This is a genomic window from Carnobacterium sp. 1290_CSPC (assembly GCF_001053265.1).
GTDB classification, from domain to species: Bacteria; Bacillota; Bacilli; order Lactobacillales; family Aerococcaceae; genus Aerococcus; species Aerococcus urinaeequi.
The window spans coordinates 1-21,212 of the sequence record NZ_JVVG01000087.1 but is presented as its reverse complement, the minus strand read 5'-3'; the positions used below and the strand labels follow the sequence as shown (position 1 = coordinate 21,212).

The following is a 21,212-nucleotide window of genomic DNA, read 5'->3' as shown; positions in this document are numbered from 1 at the left end:
ATGCGTTTTAATAATTTGGCAATATCAAGATTAATCTTCATAATCGCTCAAACCTTCTAATTTTTTAATCGCATTAAATTTTGTATATTCGATTTCAAATCTTTGACGTTCGTTTTGTGTAATAACATCCAAAATTAAACCTGCAATAAATAAAATAATACCTGTTAAGCCGATGAAACCTGCCACGATTAGTGTTGGGAAACGTTCAACTGTCCCTGTTTGGTTAAAATCAATCCAAATAGGTACGAATAGTATAACCGCGAAAAGTAATAGCAATAATGAAACTAATGAAAAGAATAACAGCGGTTTGTAGTTCTTGAATAAACGGCCTATCGTGCGTAAAACTTTCAAACCGTCTGAAACAGTATTTAATTTTGATTCACTACCTTCTGGACGATCACGATATTCAATGACCACATTTTCAATTGCTAAATTTTTATCCAAGGCAAAAATAGTCATTTCTGTTTCAATCTCAAACCCTTGTGATAAGACTGGGAATGATTTTACAAATTCATATGAAAAAGCACGGTAGCCAGTCATAATGTCGCGGACATTATTTTTGAACAAAACATTAATCAAGGCTCTTACAGTACGATTACCGACATTATGGAAGGGACGCTTATTTTCTTCAAAATAAGTAGAACTTAAACGGTCACCAACAACCATCTGCGCACGATGAGCGAGAATTGGTGCAACCATATCTCTTGCATGTTCTGCCGGATATGTGTCATCTCCATCAATCATCAAATAACAAGCCGCGTCTATATCCCTGAACATTGAACGGATGACATTCCCCTTACCTTGTTGGTGTTCAAAACGAACAACAGCACCTGCTCTAGCAGCAAGTTCCGCTGTATTATCACTTGAATTATTATCATATACATAAATTGTTGCTTCAGGTAATGCAGTTTTAAAATCAGCAATCACCTTTTCAATCGTTTGGCTTTCGTTATAGCACGGTATTAAAACCGCAATATCGTCCGTCATATTCATTCTGTTACACTCCTCAAATTTTTGTCTCAATAACCATTATAATATATCACACCTATACTAGGCACTCTTTTTATTATTTTGTTCTTTTATAACCATATCTGTATCTTTGATGATATAAACAGGTCTATTCTTTGTTTCTAAATAAATTTTCCCAATATATTTACCAATAATGCCAATACACAGTAGTTGAATACCACCTAACAGCAAAATAATAGATGCCAAGGACGGCCAACCATCTGTTGGATCACCAAAAATTAATGTTCTAATCACAATGACAAATATCGATAAGATGGCTACGATACAAGAAATTGTGCCCAAGTAAGTTGCAATAGACAAGGGTAGATCAGAAAAATCCGTAATACCTTCAATGGAATATCTAAATAATTGTTTAAAAGACCATGACGTCTCTCCAGCTACACGCTCACGATTTTTAAAGGTCAAATAAGATGTATTAAATCCTACCCAGGTAAATAAACCTTTTGAAAAACGATTATATTCCGTCAAAGATAGGATTGCATCAACCATTTGACGGCGCATCAAGCGGAAATCACGAGCGCCATCAACCATTTGTGCATCTGAAATCTTCGCCATTAAACGATAAAAAGTTTTTGCAAACAACGATCTTGTGGCAGATTCGCCCGCTCTATCCTCACGCCGTGTACCTACACAGTCTAATTCAGTATCTTGTACCAACAAATCGTACATTTGGGGTAACAATTCCGGTGGATCTTGCAAATCTGCATCCATGATTGTGACAAAATCGCCACTTGCATGCTGCAAGCCAGCATACATAGCTGCTTCTTTACCGAAATTTCTAGAAAAATGAATAAAATGAACATCGTCATTTTCTCTTGATAATGTTTGAATGACTTGTAAAGTCTTATCTTTAGAGCCGTCATTGATAAATATATATTCAAAAGTCGTATTCATCACTTGTTTTTGTGCTTCTACAGCAGCAAAAAACAGTGGAATTGTTTCTTCCTCATTATAACAAGGAACGATAATCGTTATCACGGATTGGTTACTCCTTTTTTACTTTTCTTCATTGTACCAAAAATTTAACCTAGAATTGGTTTATTCTCACACTCTTCTGGATTATACTATTATCCTTATTATAAAAAAGAGAATGGATATAAAATCCATTCTCTCAATGCATATATAATTATTCTTCCATTTTTAGTATTTGTTGGAAAATCCCTTGTAATTCTACCCGTTTCAATCCTAAGATGGCTAATAAATAAATAGCATATACAATGAAACCAATATAGATGTTCAAGAAATTTGCGGTTAAATAAAATACAAGTACATGACTTAGAATTAACATCCATTCGCTTGTATCACCTTTCAGGTGGGTGAATTCACGTCGGGATACATACATATACCACAGGAAGTAACATAGGGTTGTTGCCCAAGCGATACCAGATAAACTTTGTGTCAGTAAGAATACGACATATACAAATACAAAGGCTGCTAGTGCATATAGAATGGAGTCGCGAATATATTTTTTCTCACTTCGTTTTGCTTTATATAAATTCGAAATCACAATTTTTGAAATCATGATGTATGGAATTGAGACAAATGTAATAGATAACATTTCAATTGATGGTGTATAAGCAGGCAGGAAAAATTCAATGATCCACTTAAACACGAAAAAGGCTAAACCACCAAAAATACCCAACAGTAAGGTTAATTGTTTGATCACATTTGCTACCTTTGGATTATCCGTCTTAGAGATCAGATTATAGAATACTAAGGCAACGGCATTCACAATTAGGATGATGACATTTAAAACTGAATTCTGGAATGAATATTGTGCAAATTGTTCGATGGGGAATCCCCAGTTAGCAATCCAAGAACCAATGTTTCCTACAAATGTCAGTGACATATTGGCTAATAGAATCAGAAAACCCACTCGAAAAATGGGTAATTTATCCTTTACCGTGAAACTAGGATTGAAGCCTAGTTTACCGACAAAGATATATTCATAGTATAGATACATCAGAATATAAGAAATAACATTTAAAATGATATAGAAAATATAATCTTCTGATTTAAAGATGAAAATACCCGCAAGTAGTAACAAAATATAAGAAATTGACCGGAACATTGAAGCAATCGTAAATGTATTAAATTGACCAACTGCTTGTAAAAAATTTGATTGGTAAGTCGTTACATTTGAAAAGAAGGTAACGATCGAGAAAAGAATCAGTACCGGATCTTTTGTAATAAGAGATATTAGGAACATTCCTATGAACATGATGAACTGGAAAAAATTCGCAAAATTATGTTCATCTCTGATAACATTGTAGTCTAACTCATTTAATTCCTTTCCACCATACTTAATATAAATCCCATCTGCAAATCCTAAATGGAAAAGGTAGGTAAAACTCAGGTACAAGGTATATTGCCTATAAGACCCGTATTGCGCGACAGTCAAAATCCCCGGCAAGATGAAACCAACGATAAAGCTGGTCCCGAAGCCGACAATATTAGACATTGCAACGTTTAAAATGTTCTTTAAAGTCTTCATTTTTATCCTCACAATATTTTTGTTTTAATTTTGTTAACGGTCCCGAGAAGATTCGAACTTCCGACACCTCGTTTAGGAAACGAGTGCTCTATCCCCTGAGCTACGAGACCAGATAATATAAGTGGCTAGGCCACTTACATTCATCATTATAATCTTCTTAATATCGCATTGACAACATAGGAAGCGAAATAGTAACTTGCTTTTGGTAGTGGTAACTTTTCTAAATTGTAATAGGTATTCCAAGTACGTTTTAAGGCACCTACTCTATCACTAGAAATTGACCCTACAACTTGTCGATAAGAATTTAAAGGTTGAGTAATACCAAAGGCTGAAATGCCCGTTTCCCGCATGATCTGCAGCCAAGTTGCCGTATCTTGTCCTTTTCGTACAAGAGGCATCCGGAAATCACCAATGATATTTCGATCAATCATCACTGTTGAACAAGCAATAGCCGTATTTTTCAATAGACCAGTATAGTCTAAAGAAATGGGTACATTGGCTTTTTCTTTCAGCACTTGACCTGTTTCATCAACAAGGCGGAAATCCGTGTAAGAAAAGGCAATGTCACCTTTTTTCATGAAAGAGATTTGTCTGATTAATTTATCCTTATCCCACACATCATCTGAATCGATGAAGGCAATATATTGACCTTGGGCCGCTTCAATACCAGTGTTTCGAGCTACAGCAGCACCACTATTTTCAGCTAAATTAATCACTTTAATTCGGCTGTCTTCTGCTGCAAACTGTTCGATAATTTCCAGGCTGTTATCTGTCGACTGATCATTTACTAGTAACATTTCCCAATTAGCATACTCTTGGGCTTGAACACCTTTAATCGTTTCACCAAGGAATCGTTCAGCGTTATAGACAGGTGTTACTATTGAGATTAGATTGGATTGGAAAGTCATCTGTTTTGCCTCCTATTTCAAGTGAATAATCTTCACTCTTGATTCATACAACTTGCTCAATTCAAATTGATTTTGATACCAATCTTTATCAGTAGTGTCTGATTCAATAAAGATAATCACTTCTTCAGGTGCTTGATCTTCGACATTTAATTGGCTGCTGACTGGTAATTGTGCATTTGAGAAAGCCTGGACAATTTCATTATCTGTCGTTTGCGCTAAGGCAATTCTACTTTTATCAGCTGGAATCATTAACCAGTTATTTAAGTTCTCTGTATTAACCTTTTTGCTGTCTACTAACCATTGGTAGTCATCAAAATCCCAAGTGTAATCATAAGCATAGGTAATTTTCTTACTGAAGAAATGTAAGACAAATAATACGACTGTTGATAAAATCACACCTAGAACCCCACCTAAAACAGCATAGATGACTAATGAGCCACCAGTTTCTTGTGGTTGAAGTCCTGATAATGTCTCAGGTGTTGGAATCATCATATTTTCTTCAACAATTAAATCTTCACCGATATCTGGTGTAGATAAGAAAGTAATGTCGTAATTTTCATAAATTGGTACATTGCCATCAACAATATATTGATAGATAGCTTCTGCCACAGCTAAGTTTTCTTCTGCAGTTTGCCCCACTAAGACACGCATAGTGATTTCATCCGTAGAGGTATTTCGAACGGCTGCAAGTCCACCACGGAAGTCGCGTGATTTTTCTAGTCCAACATTTTCTTGTGCTTCTAGCGTAGCGGTGATGTCGACACCAGAAATCTCTTCTAACTCAGCCACAATATCTGGACGTGATAAGAATTCATCTAAAATAAATGAATTACCTAAAATTAACCCTTCTGGATTGATGCCCACAAAAGAGAATTCTGCTGGTTCTTGCTCATATACAGTAGCTAAGTAGTTGTATGATGCTTCGATTTCTTCTGGTGTTAACTCTGCATTCGCAGATGTTTCAGAAGTTGCTTCACCAATTGCAGAGTTTTCAATGTAATTGGTTAAAAGCATCCGTGCTCCTAAGGTCAATCCCATGACAATGATGGCGCCGATTATAATTTTGATAATGTTATTGATGAAAAATCGCCATAGTTCAGCAATTATTGTTAATAAACTCATTTATGCTACCCTCTTTTTCTTTCCAAAAACTTGTGCTTCCATAATGCCAATGTAGGCAATAATTAATCCAAAGAATACCCAATGCCATTCAATTAACATATTATTGGCACTTGTGATACTAGCACCGATAAAAACAAGTAAAAATGAAATGAATGCATTCATAATCTTCTGGTGCATTCTATTGACAAATTTCTTCAAATTGAATAGACGATATATCATTAAGGCGTATCCTAAGACATAAGCGATAAATATAAAGACGCCATAGCCCACAAGGATTTCTAGCCACCAATTGTGAATATTAAAGATATTATTGGTTGGTAATGGTCCAAATATCTCCATCCACACTTCTATATTACCAGCACCTACACCAAGACCGAAAGTCTTCCCTAAGTACATTAACCCATTTCGCCACATATTCATCCTACCCACATCTCCAGAAATTACTGGTCTTGGTAAAATGTAAATTAAGTCAGTAACCATCCCTCTAATTGGTGGAACAAAAGCAAAAGCGAGTGTAGCGAGTGTTAATATGATACTTCCGGTAGTTAACACTTGCTTTCTTGTGAAATCCCAACGAACACCTAATAAGACATATATACCATAAAAGGCCAGTGCCATTAATAAGCTCATTCGTGAGCCGGATTGGAAAATTAAAAACGTTGATAATAGCATACATACAAGTGTTAATAATTTCTTCAAACTATTCTTCGTCGTATTCATGAGGATTAAATTTATTGGTAACGATGCTAACAAGATAGTTGCATAGTCATTTTGGTTGGCAAGATAAGTGATAGGTATCCTCGTCCACGGTTGTGTCAAGAAGGTCGAATATTTGTCCAATTTACCTAGATCGGCAAGCAAATAAATATTTGTGGTGATTTCAAATAATCCCCAAATACTTAAAAAGGTCATCATGACCCATACTGCCTTGATTAAAGTCCGCCATTGCAGATAATCTCTAGTCCATAAAAAGATACCTAGGATACTGGATATCCCTAAAGTCAACAAGACCATTGCTTGAAGCCAAGCCCCTATGCTCATCGCCCAAAGGACTGAGCATAAGGCCCACACCCACCAAAATAGATAAACAGTTACCATTCCGGTAGCATAGGAATTACGGCGGATTTTAAACGCTTTTCTATCTTTAATCAAGAAAAAGATGACCATCGGTATCACCAATAGCGAGAAAATTCGATAAATTGAAATTTGACCTACTGGTAAAGTAACGGCAATTAAATTGGATCCAAGGAAAACACTAGATACCAAAAAAATAAGATATACTAGCAAGGCTTAAGCGCCTCCTTCCTATTTAGTGCACGATAATTGTTTTTAAAGTTGAAAGTCATTAATTTTCCCCACAAAGAAGTCTACATACAGTTTCGCTGACGCTTCATTTGAAAAATAATTATTTTCCAAAGCAGCTAAACGTTTTTCTACTGATGGAACTGATGTATTAGCCATTTGTTGTAATGACTCAAGCCATACCTGTCCATCATCGTCTAAGCTACAAGTAGCAACCATACCCAAGTCTAGATCAACTTCAGGAGTAATCGTACCTGACATAACTGTTGGCACACCTGCACCTTGCACTTCGACAACTGTCGTTGGCAAGCCTTCAGTAAAGGACGGTAACAGTAAAACATCTAAGGATGGATAGAATTCAGAAATCGGACTGATTCTACCAGTAAAAATAACAGTATCCAGAATATCCAAGTCTGCTGCTCTCGCCTTCAATTCTTCTTCTAAATCACCTGACCCAATAATTAGAATCTTTGCATTAAGATTACTTTCTTGAATGGCTTTTGCAATTTCAAATGTTTTATCGTGATTTTTCACCGGCTTTAAACGCCCAACATGGCCTATTACAAGTGTATTTTCATCAAGATTATATCGCTTGCGCCCCGCTTCCCTATGCTGTGCATAGACGTTTTCCGGATTCGCATACTCCTTCAAATCAATGGAGTTTGGAATAACCATAGAAGTATCTAAATTGGTCTTTGGACCAAATACGGATTTAATGGCTAAACGCCCACAACCAACAATATCAGTTGATAACTTGGTATTGAGTTTTCTATTGAAACCATAAACCAATTGGTCTTTCTTAGTTTTGATTTTATAATCATTCACTAGATGGGCATGAATATAGAACCGCTTAACGCCATATTTTTTTGCTATACGGTAATAAGGAACTGCACGATAGCCTTCAATATGACAGTGAACTAAATCATATGCCTCCTCTTCAAATGGTTTTGAAAAAGAAGTTTTAAAGGCTTTGAATCCATATTTCTTTGGATTAACCAGACGGAAAATCCGACCGCCAGTTGCTTGAATAGCTTGTTCAAATTCTTCGCTACATTCATCATAGGTGGCCACATCAAAGGTCACATTATACTTAGGCATTTGCTTGGCTTTATTTAAAATAAACGAGGAGATGCCTCCACCAAAGCCACTCATCACATGTAAAATGCGTAATTGTTTTTTATTTTTCGCTTCTTGCATCTGATACTCCTCCCTGAGTTTTATTAACGCTCATTTTCAAAATCTTGACTATTATACTATACATTTAAAAAGTATAAACGGATAAAAAATAATGTATCTAGAAAACTCTAGATACATTGTTTAATCTATCCATTTAAAAATTAGTTGTTGTGGTAAACGTCCCGTGTAAATACTTTGTTCGGAACATCAGCTAATTCATCAGTCATTCTATTTGTTATAATAACGTCCGCCTTATCTTTAAAGTCAGCTAAATCAGCAACTACTTGATAATTATCGTATGTTGCTTCTTTCCAAGTTGGTTCATAGATAATGACTTCTAGACCTTTCGCTTCAAGTTGACGCATGATGTCTAGAACAGCTGATTCACGGAAGTTGTCAGATGATGATTTCATTGTTAGACGGAAAATACCAACTGTTTCAGGTGATCTTTCAGCAACTGCATCCGCGATAAAGTGTTTACGTGTTTTATTTGCTTCAACGATAGCTGAAATAATGTTATTTGGTACACCTTCAAAGTTCGCACGCAATTGTTTCGTATCTTTTGGTAAGCAGTATCCACCATACCCAAATGAAGGGTTGTTGTAGTGTGTACCAATACGTGGGTCTAATGAAATACCATCAATAATAGATTGGCTATTTAAACCTTTCATTTGCGCATAGGTATCTAATTCATTGAAAAAGGCTACACGCATAGCTAGATATGTATTTGCAAACAATTTTACGGCTTCAGCTTCAGTTGGTTCCATAAACAAGATATCGATATCTTCTTTTTCAGCACCTTCAGCTAATAAGTTAGCAAATTGTTTTGCTTGATCAGTGTGGTCCCCAACAATAATACGAGAAGGGTTTAAGTTATCGTATAAGGCTTGTCCTTCACGTAAGAACTCTGGCGAGAATAGGATACGGTCTGTACCTTTAGCTTGACGCATTTCTTGGGTAAAGCCAACTGGAATTGTAGATTTTATAATAATTGGCGCTTTAGTATCTTGCAATAAGACATCGTCAATTACACCTTCAACTGTTGATGTATCAAATGAATTTGTTGTTTCATCATAGTTAGTTGGAGTTGCGACTATCACAAAGTCTGCATCTTTGTAGGCATCATCTTTATCAGAAGTTGCTCGTAAGTTTAAAGGTTTTGTGGTTAAAAATTGTTCAATTTCTTTATCCGCGATGTGTGCTTGTTTATTATTTAACATGTCTACAATTGTTGGGTTCACTTCTAACGCTACTACCTCATTGTTTTGTGCTAGTAAGATGGCATTTGCCAACCCTACATACCCTGCTCCCACTACAGTAATTTTCATTCAAGTATCCTCCTGCGTATGCATTTATTTATTTTTTATATACTTTCATTGTAACACTTGTCATTAATACTCTGAAATAAATTATATCATATCTAAACTTGACCAATATTTAAAAAAAAATTAAATAGCCTTTTGGTATACTAGATATAGCATAAATTGAGGAGTTTTACCCATGAAAATCTTACATACTTGTTCTTACTATTCAACTTCACCCTTGTTTCGGCAACTATTTGATCGTCAAGTAGCTGACGGACATGATATTGATGTATACGTCCCTATTTCAAACCAGTATCCTGAAGAACGGATTGCTTCTAAAGCGTCATATGCTCAAACTGTCCGTGTCTTCAACCAAATCGAACGATTTTTCTACTTCTATAAGCAAAATAAAATCTATCGAGATTTAAAAAAACGCTATAAAACTGGCGAATACGACTTAATTCATGCACATTCCCTATTTACCAACGGGTATATGGCCTACCAAATTCATAAAGAATATGGGACACCTTACGTTGTAGCAGTTAGAAGCAATGAAGTAGCTGATTTCTTTAAAAAAGCATTTTGGTTAAGACCTATTGGTTTAAATATTTTGAAGAATGCCAGTCAAATTATCTTTATCTCACAAAATAATTTTGAGAATACCTTTGAAAAATATATTCCTACATCAATTAAAAAGGAGTTATTAGCAAAGACCTTAGTCTTGCCAAACGGTATCGATCAGTTCTGGCATGAACATGCCTTTGAAAATCGCCAAGGGACTTTAAATGAGCCTTTAAAAATTGTTGCGACCGCAAAAGTTCAAAAAGCTAAAAACCTACTGACTTTAGCAGACTATGTCGCTGCCTATAACCAGGATGAAGCGCCAGCTGAGCTACACGTTATCGGCCCTAACTGGGATCAAGGGATATTTGATGAACTGATAAAAAAACCATACGTGGTATATCATGAACCAATGGATAAAAATCAATTAATTGCCTTTTACCGAACAGCAGATATATTTGCCCTGCTATCTTCACCTGAAACATTTGGCCTAGTTTATGTTGAAGCGATGAGCCAATCCCTACCAGTAATTTACACGAGTGGAGAAGGTTTTGATGGTTTCTTCCCTAACAAAAGAGTTGGTATTTCGGTAGATCGATTTGATGTTGCTGCCTTTAAAGATGCTGTCGACTACATCAAAAAGTACTATCCAGAAATTTCTAAAAATGCATTAAAAGAATCCAAAAAATTCCAATGGGATGATATTCACAGAGATTATCAAGATATTTACCAAAGAATCCTTCAGAACTAAAAAAAATGTGCGTTAGGCAAAAACTAACGCACATTTTTTGTTTACTCAATTGTTGGACTACCATCTTTTACTTTAAATAAATGAAACATACCTTGTTCTAACTTGCTATAAAGATTGGTCAATAGGTATCCAATCATCCAAGAAACAGTAAATACTAATACGGCTACAAATATGATTGCCGGGATAAATGTAATGGGTGACCATTGAATAATTTGATGAATAAATGATAGATTCCAAATAAATTCACGTATTTCTGCTTGCTCATGCACCAAATATACACTTAAAGTATAGGTAGCAATTATGTTTATTTTAACAGAGTTAACTTTTACATTTTTGATATACATAAAGATAAAATAAGACATTGTGAACTCAAATGGACCATTATAGTTTAAAAAATCTATCTCTGGTAAACCAAATTGTAATATACCTGTCACTAAAGCAAGCATTAAATAACTTATTAAATATTGATTACGTGTAAAGTCTTTGAAAAAAGCCCCATATAAACGAATGTAAGCACCGACAAAGTATAAAAAGAAAAAGAATATTAAGGAAAAACCTGAATTAAAGGAAATAAATGCCTCACTATCTACAAAGAATGGCCATATAATACCAACTGACGTAAGTAAAAGGAGAAATTGTTGAAACTCTTTTTGACTTATCGTGTGAATTATTTTATTTAAAAAAGGAATAAACAAGCATAGGGCAAAATAGGTTGAAATAAACCAGTATTCACCTCTAAAAGTAGCAAATAATTTGCCTACTATTCGCCAGATATCAAAATCAATATCCCCAAATACCATTAATACCATAAGCAACATTGCCGAAATGAATCCTGGTAACAAAGCTACATTCATTATTTTCGTTATTTTTAATTGTTTAGAATTAATTGAAAAATATCCTGTAATAATAATATAAACATTTACACAAACATATATGACGGCTCGCAGTAGGCTTAGTAAGAAATTGTTCACGCCACTTATTTCCATATCTGCTTTCATGATATAGTGGGTAATCACATGCGAAACTACAATCATAAACATCGCAATAATTCGAAGCAATTCAAAATTTTGTTGTCGTTCTTTCATCTCCACTTACCTTTCCAAATTGAAATATTAATGCTCATAATAAAATAGTCTATCACTTTAAAAAGCTAAAACATAGAATATTACATATATTTCATAAAATGCAATGGTACTTGGATTTTTAGTTCCTATAAAGATAGCCACGAAAAAAGACCTTTAAGCCATGTTTTTACAATGGTTTACAGGTCTCTTGCAATTTCCATTAATCTTTAAACATTGTACCTAGTGTTAATTCGAATCCTTTGGCAAATGAAGGGTCTTTTTGCACTTTAATCAGTGACTCGTATTCAAAGTCGATTTCACGGTCTGGGGTATCAGATTCACACAATACGGCTATCCCAGCACACGTTGAGTTAAATTCTTTCAACATTGAATTCATCCCAGTAATTGTTCCCCCACCATTCAAGAAGTCATCAATTACTAGTACGTGCGAACCTTGTGGTAGTGAAGACTTTGTTAATTCCATTTTTTCTACGCGGGTTGTCCCTTTGGTAGCATAGTTGATGGAGACTGTTGAGCCTTCAGTCACTTTTGAGTCACGACGCACAATAACGAATGGAATGTTCAGGTATAGTGCAACCATTTGTGCGATTGGCACACCTTTTGTCGCAATCGTCATGATAGCTGTTGCTTTTGATTCTGCATAATAGCTTGCAATAATTTTACCTATTTTGCGTAACTGATCTGGGTCACTTAATAAGTCAGTTAGGTAGAAGTATCCACCTGGTAGAATCCGGTCATCTGCAGCTTCTAATTGGTAAATCAGATTTTCCACTTCAACAATCGCGTCTTCTTTTGACATTGTTGGAATATAGATGACACCACCAGCAGCTCCAGCTACAGTTTCGATTCTTCCAAATCCACTTAATTCAAATTGTTCTTTTAAAATCGTCAAATCTTCAGAAATGGATGATTTCGCTGATTCGTAACGTGACACAAAAAACGTTAACGACACCAACTTGTGTGGGTGTGATAATAAATATTGTGTCATGTCCACTAGTCGCGGGCTACGTTTGATTTTCATATAGTCCAACCTTTCAAAATTCTTTTATATTGATATTTATTATATATTGAATCTAGTCAATTTGAAAGGGGAATTTATGATAATGTTCGTTTATTTTTTGTAAATGGCATAAAAATGAGCTAATTCTCGAAAGAACTAGCTCATTTCCTAAACATTCGTAATTAGCCTTTAGTAATTTTAAGAAAACCACTTTCGATAATGAATATTAAAACGAAGATGGCAACAATTGTTGCACCTGGTGGTGTGTCTAAATAGTAAGACGTTGTCAGCCCAGCAAACATCCCAAACATGGCAATGATCACACCGACGATAATGACTGAATCAAAGTTTTTCACTAGTCGTAACGCAATGGCTGCTGGCATAACGATAATCGCAGATACCAGTAGTGACCCTGCAATTGGCATGATTAAGGCAATGGCCATCCCAGTAATAATTGAAAAAATGACTGAGATCATTCGAACGGGCAAACCTGCCGTGTAGGCGGTGTTTTCGTCAAATGAAATGAGGTATAAAGGCCGTTTAAAAATTAAGTAGCCAGCTACAATAAATACCGCTAATCCAACCAAGATATAGACTTGTAATGACGAAACGGTCACGATAGAACCAAATAGGTAGGCGTTAATAGAGGCTGCTGAATCTACTTGGTTCAATAGTAGTAAGGCTAAAGCCATCCCACCAGACATCATCATGGCAACCGAAATATCTGAATAGTGGGCATAGACGACCCGCAAGTATTCTAAGATTAAGGCGGCTGCCGCTACGAACAAGATGGTCGTAATGGTTGGTTCAACCCCTAGTAAATAACCGAAAGCCACTCCGGCTAATGAGATATGGGCTAAGGTATCCGCCATTAATGATTGCTTGCGCATGATTAATAGGAGGCCTAGGATTGGGGAAATAAATGAAATAGCGGTCGCGGCTATGAATGCCCGTCCCATGAACTCATACTGAAACATCTCCACGGCGAATTCTCCTCTCTTACTAAATGCACACGTTTATCATAGTATTCATCTATAATATTATCGTCATGAGTTACCATCAAAATAGCTTTCCCATGTTTTTCTGTGTTGTGTCGTAATAAATTATAAAAGGCCGCTCGGGAATTCTTATCCATCCCTGTTGTTGGCTCATCTAAAATGAATAAATCTGGATTGGTCGCGAAGACGCGCGCCAAACCTACTCGTTGTTTCTGTCCACCAGAAAGGTCCCCAATTTTCTTATTGCGTTGTTCTTCCATACCGACTGATTTTAAGGCCCTTTCGACATGTGATTTATCGTTGTCATCTAGTTTTTTAAACCAACGATCTTGTTGGAAACGACCAGAAGCCACAAATTCATAGACTGTACTTGGAAAACCAGCATTAAAGCTGTTCAAAGTTTGCGGTACATAGCCGATTTGTAATTTTTGACAAAAAGCATTGGTTTTAGAAATTGCAGCGGACCCTTGATCAGGTGATAAAAGGCCAAGTATATTGCGTAATAAAGTTGATTTGGCGGCGCCATTTTCCCCGGTGAGGATGACAAATTCACCCTGGTCTACGGTAAAGGAAATGTCGTTTAATACGGGTTCGTTATCCCATGAAAAGCCTAAATTTTTCACCTCAATGTAGTGCATGGTATCCCTCCTTTTCTTAATGGTTAAATTATTTATTGAACGCCTTCGGCTAAACTTTCAAGATTGTGTTTTATAATAGCGATAAAGCCGTCGCCGTCAGCTGGATATTGACTAGTGTCAACGCTCTCCATTGACTGCAATTCACCTACTGTACCGCCCACTTCTGACGCGATAGTGGTCGCAATTTCAGTAGCACCACCAGCTTGACCGTAGATGACAGAAATATTGTTTTCTTCCATATAAGAAACGATTTCTGCAATACGTTTAGGCGATGGCTCAACTGACTCCGTCACACCTGTAACTGCTGCTTGGTGTAGACCGTAGCGGTTTGCTAGGTAACCAAAGGCTGCGTGTTGGGTAAGGAAAGTTTTAGTTTCTGCTGATTCAAATAGGCTGGCGTATTCATCATGAAAGGCCATCATATCGCTAGCAAATTGTCCCACGTTTTCTTGGTAAGTTTCAGCGTTATCAGGATCTGATTCCGTTAATGCATTGGCAATTGTCTGTGCTTCAGTGACCGCATTGACAGGATCTAACCAAGTGTGTGGGTCCGTTTCGTGACTGTGGCCCTCGTGGTCGTGGTCTTCCTCTGTTTGAGCATCAGTATCCTCGTCTGTATGTTCTTCTTCAGAATGTACTTCAGTCTCTTCTTCAGAAGTCGTTTCTCCGACTGTTTCCACATCACCATCGATCAATTCAACTTCTGAAGCTGCTTCAATAATGACTAAATCTGGGTTATCAATCGATTCTAATAAAGTTGGTACGAAGGTTTCCATGTCTTCACTGTTATAAACAAAGACATCTGCTTCATTTAAAGTCGCAATATCTTGCGCACTCGGCTCATATTCATGGGCATCCGCATTCTCCATCATAACCGTTACCTCAGCACTATCCCCAACCACTGCATTGGTTAAAGCTTGCATTGGGTAAAAAGTCGTTATAATCTGTAAGCTATCATCATCACTTGATGTAGATGCCCCGTTGCCACATGCTGCCAAAAAGGCGATGGCTGATAAAGATAGCAGCATAACTAAACGTTTAAATTTATTCACAATGTCCTCCTTTTTAAAAATTACTATCTGTATATATGAATACTCCTTCATTAAATCGTAATCGGTACGATTTGACAAAAGCTAATATAGCATACTTACAAAAAGCAAGCAAGTAAAAAAGAGTCGATTAGTAATTCGACCCCTCTCCAATACTTACGATGGTTTTCTTTCCTCATTAGATTCGTTTCTAAAGACATCATTAATTTCTGGCATGACACGTACCATATAAACTTCTTGGCAAAATCCTCTTAAGGCGTTATAAATCCGTTGACCACGGCTATAAACCTGGGTAAAGCCAATGATTGTTGGACCTGAACCAGACATAGTGACCCCATCTGCACCAAAATCGAGCATCTGTTGTTTCAACTTAGCCAATTTCGGGTGTTGGCTAAAAGTCACCGGTTCCAAGGAATTCCCAATTGCTGCCATGAGGTCTTCATAAGACCCTGACTCTAGGGCTGCCAGTACTTTTGGCGCATTGGGTTCGTAGTTTAACCGTTCAACATCTAGTTGGTTGAAAATTTTTCGTGTTGAAACCGAGATAGCTGGCTTAGCTAAAATAATCCAACATTTAGGAGCTGGTTGAATTTGGCGGATTTTTTCCCCACGCCCTTCAACTAAAGCCGTGCCGCCCGCAATCGAATAAGCCACATCAGACCCAACCTGATTAGCCAACGCCTGCAATTCTTTCAAGGGCAAGTTGATATCCCATAGGGTGTTGAGTTTACGAAAAACTGCTGCTGCGTCCGTTGACCCACCCCCCAAACCTGCTGCGACAGGAATCCGCTTTTCAATAGAGATATGAACACCCGCCTTGATATTGCCCACTTTTTTCATGAGCTGGGCCGCTTGATAGGCATGGTTGCGGTTATCTTCTGGCAAAAAGGCGCGACTCGTCTCTACGATAATCTTGTCTTCTGGAATCATTTCAAAAGTTAGGTAATCTGACAAATCGATTGACGCCATCACCATGGCTACTTCATGGTAATTGTCTGAACGACGAAATAATATATCTTGAGCAAGGTTGATCTTTGCCGGTGCTACTTCTCCCTCGATCATAAGCAAACCTCCCGTCCAATATTTTTTCCGTATAATTACTAATAAGTTTACCAAAAATATCACGGATTAAAAAGAAAAAAACCACAATATCAAGCACTTCACAGATGAAGCTAGATACTGACGGTTTTCAATGTCGTATATAATATATATATCATTTCAATCGCTTATTCGAATTCGATTTCGACTGATTCAGTTAACACATCGGAATAGCTATAGCAGATGCGTTCAAATTTATTTTCTTCTTGGTCTAGTTCAACCACGAAAACAGCAGGGAAAGTATCACTTAGCACCCCTTGGCGTTTCATCACGCGTTTACGACCAATCTGTTGTGTAAGATGGACGCGTTCACCGATTTTTCCTTCAAGTTCCGCTTTAATAGTTGCAATATTATTTGGCATGCCCTCACCTCTCTACCGTACAGTATACCATAAAATACAAGATATATAAATACCATTTTTGTCTTTTATTGTCAACAATTATAATGGTAAAATAGGTGAGAATTTTAGCCAAATGTTCTTAATCTTGGAAGGTCAAATCTTCTTTGTACAGGGCGTCTGCCAAGTGTCCAAAATCAGCAATCGTTAAAGTTTCCGCTCGTTGCTTTTGGTCAATACCTGCAACCTCAAGGGCTTTTAACATTTTTTCAACCACGACTTCCTCTTTTCCAAAGGCAGCCCGTAAGTTATTCCAAATGGTCTTACGTCGTTGTTTGAAACTCGACCGTACTAACTGGAAGAAAAATGCTTCATTTTCAACAGTAATTCTTGGTTTATCCAGCTTGTTTAAGGCCAAGATAGCCGAATCTACGTTAGGTTGCGGGTTAAAAACAGTCCGCGGTACAGTAAAGGCGATTTCCGCGTCACAGTAGTATTGAATAGCTACTGATAATGACCCGTAAGCCTTTGTTCCTGGGGCTGCTGTCAATCGTTCTGCTACCTCTTTTTGCATCATCAAGATGAATTGGTCGAAGTGGAAGCTAGCTTCAAGTAAATTGAAGATGATTGGCGTTGTAATATAATACGGCAAGTTAGCCACTACAACCGTCCGCTCAGCAGGTGGGAAAGCCGCCATTGTCGCATTCAAGTCCGCTTCCAAGATATCTTGATGCTTGATTGTTACGTTGTCGTAATCACTTAGGGTATCTGCTAAAACTGGCAACAAGCGTTGGTCAATTTCAAAAGCCAATACTTCCTTGGCGTTGATGGCTAAGAACTCCGTTAAAGCACCAATCCCCGGTCCGATTTCAATGGCGTTGGTATCCTTGTCCACCCCTGCTACGTCCACCATATGTTGTAGGATTTGCGGTTCAGTCAGGAAGTTTTGCCCCAAAGACTTTTTCGCATCTAAATTGAATTTCTTTAAGATGGCACCCGTTCTTGAAGGCGTTGCGATATATTTAAATGGTTCATTCATAATTTTCACCTATTTCTTTTGGTAATTTTCAAGCACTGCTGCCACTTGGTCTAATGATATCTGGAAAAGGGCTAACCGTTTCGCAAGCTGTTTGCCGTTGACATAACCCAAGTGTAGCTGGCTAGATAAGTATCCTCTTCTGTCTTTGGCATCCGGTGCCCCAATCAACCTTAAGGCAATCAAGTCTTTTTGTGCGATAGGTTCAACCGCGTTTCCTGCTGGATCAGCCAGCTGGTAAACATTGGCCAGCGCCTTTTCAATCGCTGTATCAGAGGCATGCTCAACCCCTAAACTCCCCTTGTGACTTGGTTTCGCTTCATCTCGTTCAATAAAGGCATGTTGAACACCAGGTACAGCGTCCACAACCGCTTGACGAATCTTAGTGCCTGAGATATCTGGATCTGTAAAGACAATCACCCCATGGAGTTCATGAGCTTTCTTGATTTCAAGCAAGGTCCGTTCATCAACCGCTGACCCGTTAGTTTCAATAGTTGTGACTTGGTAGAGCCGGTTCAACCTTTGGGTATCTGACTTGCCCTCAACTACAATCACCTGTTTAATCTGTTTCTTTTGTTTGGCAGATGGATTTTCAGCTTTCGCCATCTCTCCCTGTTTGTCTTCAGCTGTCATATCACGCATCTACTTTCTTTTGACCAATTGTTGGCCATCAAAATCCAATGCGAATACATCCAAAGCATTTTGGAAGGTTTGCGCTTCAAAATCTGCAATTGAGCTTTCACGTGTCGTTGCCAAGGTCTCTGCCACATAGGCTACAAAGGCTGATTCATTACGTTTGCCCCGTTTTGGTACCGGCGCTAAATACGGCGAATCTGTCTCAATCAAAATCTTATCATCAGGCACCAATTTAGCAGCTTCCCGCACTTCCACCGTTTTTTTGAAGGTCGATACCCCGGAAAAAGAGACATGCATGCCTAAATCTAGGAATTTCTCGACCCATTCAGGTGTTTCACCAAAGGAATGCATAATGCCACCGAAGTCGCTCACTTTTTCTTCTTTTAAAATGCGGTAACAATCAGCCGTCGCGTCCCGGTTATGGATGACAATAGGCAACTGTAATTCGCGGGCAATCGCTAGTTGACGGCGGAAAACTTTTTCTTGTACGTCACGGGGACTAGTATCCCAGTAATAATCCAAGCCTGTTTCCCCAAGCGCCACTACCCGGTCATCTTCTAAAGTAGATAATAGGTATTTTTCAGCTTCAGCATTGTATTCCACCGCTTCAGTTGGATGCCAACCGTAAATTCCAACCATGTCCCCATTTTCCTTGATCATTTCTTGGGCTCGGTTAATGGTATTGTAGTTAAAACCTACTAAGGCAAAGCCTTTTACCCCAGCATGTCTAGCCCGAGTGATGGTTTCATCGCGGTCGTCATTAAAATCATCTACATTTAAATGTGTGTGCGTATCAAATAACATATTTTTCCTTTCTTAACTTAGAAAAAGGGACTGTGACAACCAGCCCCTTCTTCGCGTTATCATTAAGCTATTTCACTACCATTTGCAGCATCTTCAGGTGCAAATACTACTTGTAGTTTACCCTCGTGTTCTGCAGAAAGGATCATTCCTTGAGAAACTTCACCCTTCATCTTACGTGGTTTCAAGTTGGCGATGATGCAAACTTTTTTCCCGATTAAAACACTTGGATCTGGATAGAATTCACGAATACCAGATAGGATTTGACGGTGACCCTTGTCCCCTGCGTCCAATCTGAATTTCAATAATTTGTCTGCCCCTTCAACGAAGTCAGCATCAATCACTTCAGCAACCTTGATTTCAACTTTATCAAATACATCATATTTGATTTGGCTATCTTTAACGGATACCAATTCAGTTTCTTCAGGGTTGAAGCTTTCATCTTCTTCCTCGTCGCCAGCTGGTTTATTGGCAGCCATTTGCGCTTGGATATAAGCAACTTCTTCATCGTGGTCTAGACGCGGGAAGATTGGTTGCCCTTTTTCAACTACTTTCGCAGTTTCTGGGTATAAACCAACTTTGGCATTTTCAAAACCTGCGTCAGCGTCAAAATCTAAACCTAATTGTTCAAAGATGTTAGCTGGCGTTTCAACCATAACTGGTTGGATTAGGATGGCAATCACACGTAATGAGTCTACCAAGTGGTACATCACTGATTGTAATTTACTTGCTTCTGCTTCATCTTTGGCCAAGATCCAAGGCGCTGTTTCATCAATATATTTGTTGGTACGAGAGATGATCTCCCAAACGTGGTCTAAGGCTACACTGAATTGTAGGTCATCCATTGATTGGCGGTAAGCTGCCACTTCAGATGTGATTAAATATTCTAATGGTGCATCAAAGTCAGTAATTTGACCTGGGTAAGCACCCACTTGACCACCCAAGTACTTGTTAACCATTGAAACAGTACGATTCAATAAGTTTCCTAAGTCATTCGCTAAGTCATAGTTAATACGGTTGATGAAGTTGTCAGGGGTAAAGATACCGTCATGACCAAATTTCACTTCGCGCATCAAGTAGTAACGTAAGGCATCTAGACCATAACGTTCAACTAGCATTTCTGGGTAAACAACGTTCCCTTTAGATTTAGACATTTTACCATCTTGCATCAATAACCAACCGTGGCCAAAGATTTGTTTTGGTAGTGGTAAGTCTAATGCCATCAACATAATTGGCCAATAAATCGTATGGAAACGAACGATTTCTTTACCTACAAAATGGATATTTGCTGGCCAGTATTTGTCAAAATTTTCAGCATCCGCATTTGGGTAGCCTAAGGCTGTAATATAGTTCGCCAAAGCGTCAATCCAAACGTAGACAACGTGTTTAGGGTTAGATTTAACTGGCACACCCCAGTTGAATGATGTACGTGAAACCGCCAAGTCTTCTAAACCTGGTTTAATGAAGTTGTTGATCATTTCATTTTTACGGGTTTCAGGTTGGATGAATGTCGGGTTCTCTTCGTAGTATTGTAGTAAACGATCAGCGTATTTACTCATCTTGAAGAAGTAAGATTCTTCTTTCACTAATTCTACGTCGTGACCAGATGGCGCTTTACCACCGATTACTTTGCCATTTTCATCTTTGTAAACTTCTTCTAATTGGGTTTCAGTGAAGAACTCCTCATCAGAAACTGAGTACCAACCTTCATATTCACCTAGGTAAATATCACCTTGTTCTAATAAGCGTTCGAAGATGTATTGAATGGCTTCAATATGTTGTTGGCTTGAAGTACGCATGAAAGTATCGTTTGAAATCTTCATTGTCTTCCAAAGTTCTTGCATGCCAGCCGCCATACCATCAACGTATTCTTGCGGTGAAATACC

20 protein-coding genes and 1 tRNA gene are annotated in these 21,212 nt (G+C 37.8%); 1 reads left to right on the top strand and 20 read right to left on the bottom strand.

The annotated features are described in order from the left end of the window. Window positions 1-30: 30 nt before the first annotated feature. The 9 genes from AC973_RS07785 to AC973_RS07745 form a co-directional block, all read right to left on the bottom strand. On the bottom strand, window positions 31-987 hold the full coding sequence (locus AC973_RS07785; protein WP_048729393.1) for a glycosyltransferase family 2 protein: 957 nt from the start codon (window positions 985-987) through the stop codon (window positions 31-33). Between the two features lie 63 nt (window positions 988-1,050). Next, entirely contained in the window at window positions 1,051-2,007 is a 957-nt protein-coding gene (locus AC973_RS07780; RefSeq protein WP_048729321.1) for a glycosyltransferase family 2 protein, read from the bottom strand. A gap of 148 nt (window positions 2,008-2,155) precedes the next feature. Next, complete coding sequence (locus tag AC973_RS07775) at window positions 2,156-3,523, bottom strand: polysaccharide biosynthesis protein (protein ID WP_048729319.1); 1,368 nt, start codon at window positions 3,521-3,523, stop codon at window positions 2,156-2,158. A 37-nt stretch (window positions 3,524-3,560) separates the two neighbouring features. After that, window positions 3,561-3,633: transfer RNA gene (locus tag AC973_RS07770), tRNA-Arg, on the bottom strand. Window positions 3,634-3,669: 36 nt separating this feature from the next. Then, entirely contained in the window at window positions 3,670-4,431 is a 762-nt protein-coding gene (locus AC973_RS07765) for a glycosyltransferase family 2 protein (RefSeq protein ID WP_048729317.1), read from the bottom strand. Between the two features lie 12 nt (window positions 4,432-4,443). Further along, on the bottom strand, window positions 4,444-5,553 hold the full coding sequence (locus AC973_RS07760; RefSeq protein WP_048729315.1) for a hypothetical protein: 1,110 nt from the start codon (window positions 5,551-5,553) through the stop codon (window positions 4,444-4,446). Beyond that, window positions 5,554-6,840 carry an O-antigen ligase family protein gene (locus tag AC973_RS07755; protein WP_048729313.1) on the bottom strand — a complete coding sequence of 429 codons (1,287 nt, stop codon included), beginning with the start codon at window positions 6,838-6,840 and terminating at the stop codon, window positions 5,554-5,556. It abuts the gene before it with no gap. Between the two features lie 42 nt (window positions 6,841-6,882). Beyond that, the gene (locus tag AC973_RS07750) at window positions 6,883-8,052 is read right to left on the bottom strand and encodes a glycosyltransferase (protein WP_048729311.1); all 1,170 of its coding nucleotides are present in this window, start codon (window positions 8,050-8,052) and stop codon (window positions 6,883-6,885) included. A 140-nt stretch (window positions 8,053-8,192) separates the two neighbouring features. Next, complete coding sequence (locus tag AC973_RS07745; protein WP_048729309.1) at window positions 8,193-9,359, bottom strand: nucleotide sugar dehydrogenase; 1,167 nt, start codon at window positions 9,357-9,359, stop codon at window positions 8,193-8,195. A gap of 172 nt (window positions 9,360-9,531) precedes the next feature. Between AC973_RS07745 and AC973_RS07740 the strand changes: the two genes are divergently transcribed. Next, the gene (locus AC973_RS07740; protein ID WP_048729307.1) at window positions 9,532-10,647 is read left to right on the top strand and encodes a glycosyltransferase family 4 protein; all 1,116 of its coding nucleotides are present in this window, start codon (window positions 9,532-9,534) and stop codon (window positions 10,645-10,647) included. Window positions 10,648-10,688: 41 nt separating this feature from the next. Here the strand turns inward: AC973_RS07740 and AC973_RS07735 are convergent, their stop codons facing one another. From AC973_RS07735 to metG, 11 genes are all read right to left on the bottom strand, one after another. Next, window positions 10,689-11,732, bottom strand: coding sequence for an acyltransferase (locus tag AC973_RS07735; RefSeq protein ID WP_048729304.1), 1,044 nt, complete (start codon window positions 11,730-11,732; stop codon window positions 10,689-10,691). Between the two features lie 199 nt (window positions 11,733-11,931). After that, complete coding sequence (gene purR, locus AC973_RS07730; RefSeq protein WP_048729301.1) at window positions 11,932-12,753, bottom strand: pur operon repressor; 822 nt, start codon at window positions 12,751-12,753, stop codon at window positions 11,932-11,934. Window positions 12,754-12,914: 161 nt separating this feature from the next. After that, window positions 12,915-13,715, bottom strand: a complete 801-nt coding sequence (locus AC973_RS07725) for a metal ABC transporter permease (protein ID WP_082148272.1) — start codon at window positions 13,713-13,715, stop codon at window positions 12,915-12,917. Next, complete coding sequence (locus AC973_RS07720; protein WP_048729298.1) at window positions 13,673-14,368, bottom strand: metal ABC transporter ATP-binding protein; 696 nt, start codon at window positions 14,366-14,368, stop codon at window positions 13,673-13,675. The genes AC973_RS07725 and AC973_RS07720 overlap by 43 nt, the downstream gene beginning before the upstream one ends. Window positions 14,369-14,400: 32 nt before the next feature. Beyond that, window positions 14,401-15,420, bottom strand: a complete 1,020-nt coding sequence (locus tag AC973_RS07715; protein ID WP_065419884.1) for a metal ABC transporter solute-binding protein, Zn/Mn family — start codon at window positions 15,418-15,420, stop codon at window positions 14,401-14,403. 153 nt (window positions 15,421-15,573) lie between these two features. Continuing rightward, complete coding sequence (gene ispE, locus AC973_RS07710; protein ID WP_048729296.1) at window positions 15,574-16,479, bottom strand: 4-(cytidine 5'-diphospho)-2-C-methyl-D-erythritol kinase; 906 nt, start codon at window positions 16,477-16,479, stop codon at window positions 15,574-15,576. Window positions 16,480-16,643: 164 nt separating this feature from the next. After that, window positions 16,644-16,877: a Veg family protein gene (locus AC973_RS07705; RefSeq protein ID WP_003143068.1), complete on the bottom strand. Its 234-nt coding sequence runs from the start codon at window positions 16,875-16,877 to the stop codon at window positions 16,644-16,646. A gap of 118 nt (window positions 16,878-16,995) precedes the next feature. Then, window positions 16,996-17,892: a 16S rRNA (adenine(1518)-N(6)/adenine(1519)-N(6))-dimethyltransferase RsmA gene (rsmA, locus tag AC973_RS07700; protein ID WP_048729293.1), complete on the bottom strand. Its 897-nt coding sequence runs from the start codon at window positions 17,890-17,892 to the stop codon at window positions 16,996-16,998. Between the two features lie 9 nt (window positions 17,893-17,901). After that, window positions 17,902-18,531 (bottom strand): ribonuclease M5, encoded by a 630-nt coding sequence (gene rnmV, locus AC973_RS07695; RefSeq protein WP_082148271.1) that lies wholly within the window; start codon window positions 18,529-18,531, stop codon window positions 17,902-17,904. Continuing rightward, complete coding sequence (locus AC973_RS07690) at window positions 18,532-19,329, bottom strand: TatD family hydrolase (RefSeq protein WP_048729291.1); 798 nt, start codon at window positions 19,327-19,329, stop codon at window positions 18,532-18,534. Between the two features lie 62 nt (window positions 19,330-19,391). Next, window positions 19,392-21,212: methionine--tRNA ligase (metG, locus tag AC973_RS07685; protein ID WP_048729289.1), on the bottom strand; the 1,821-nt coding region annotated here is incomplete at its 5' end.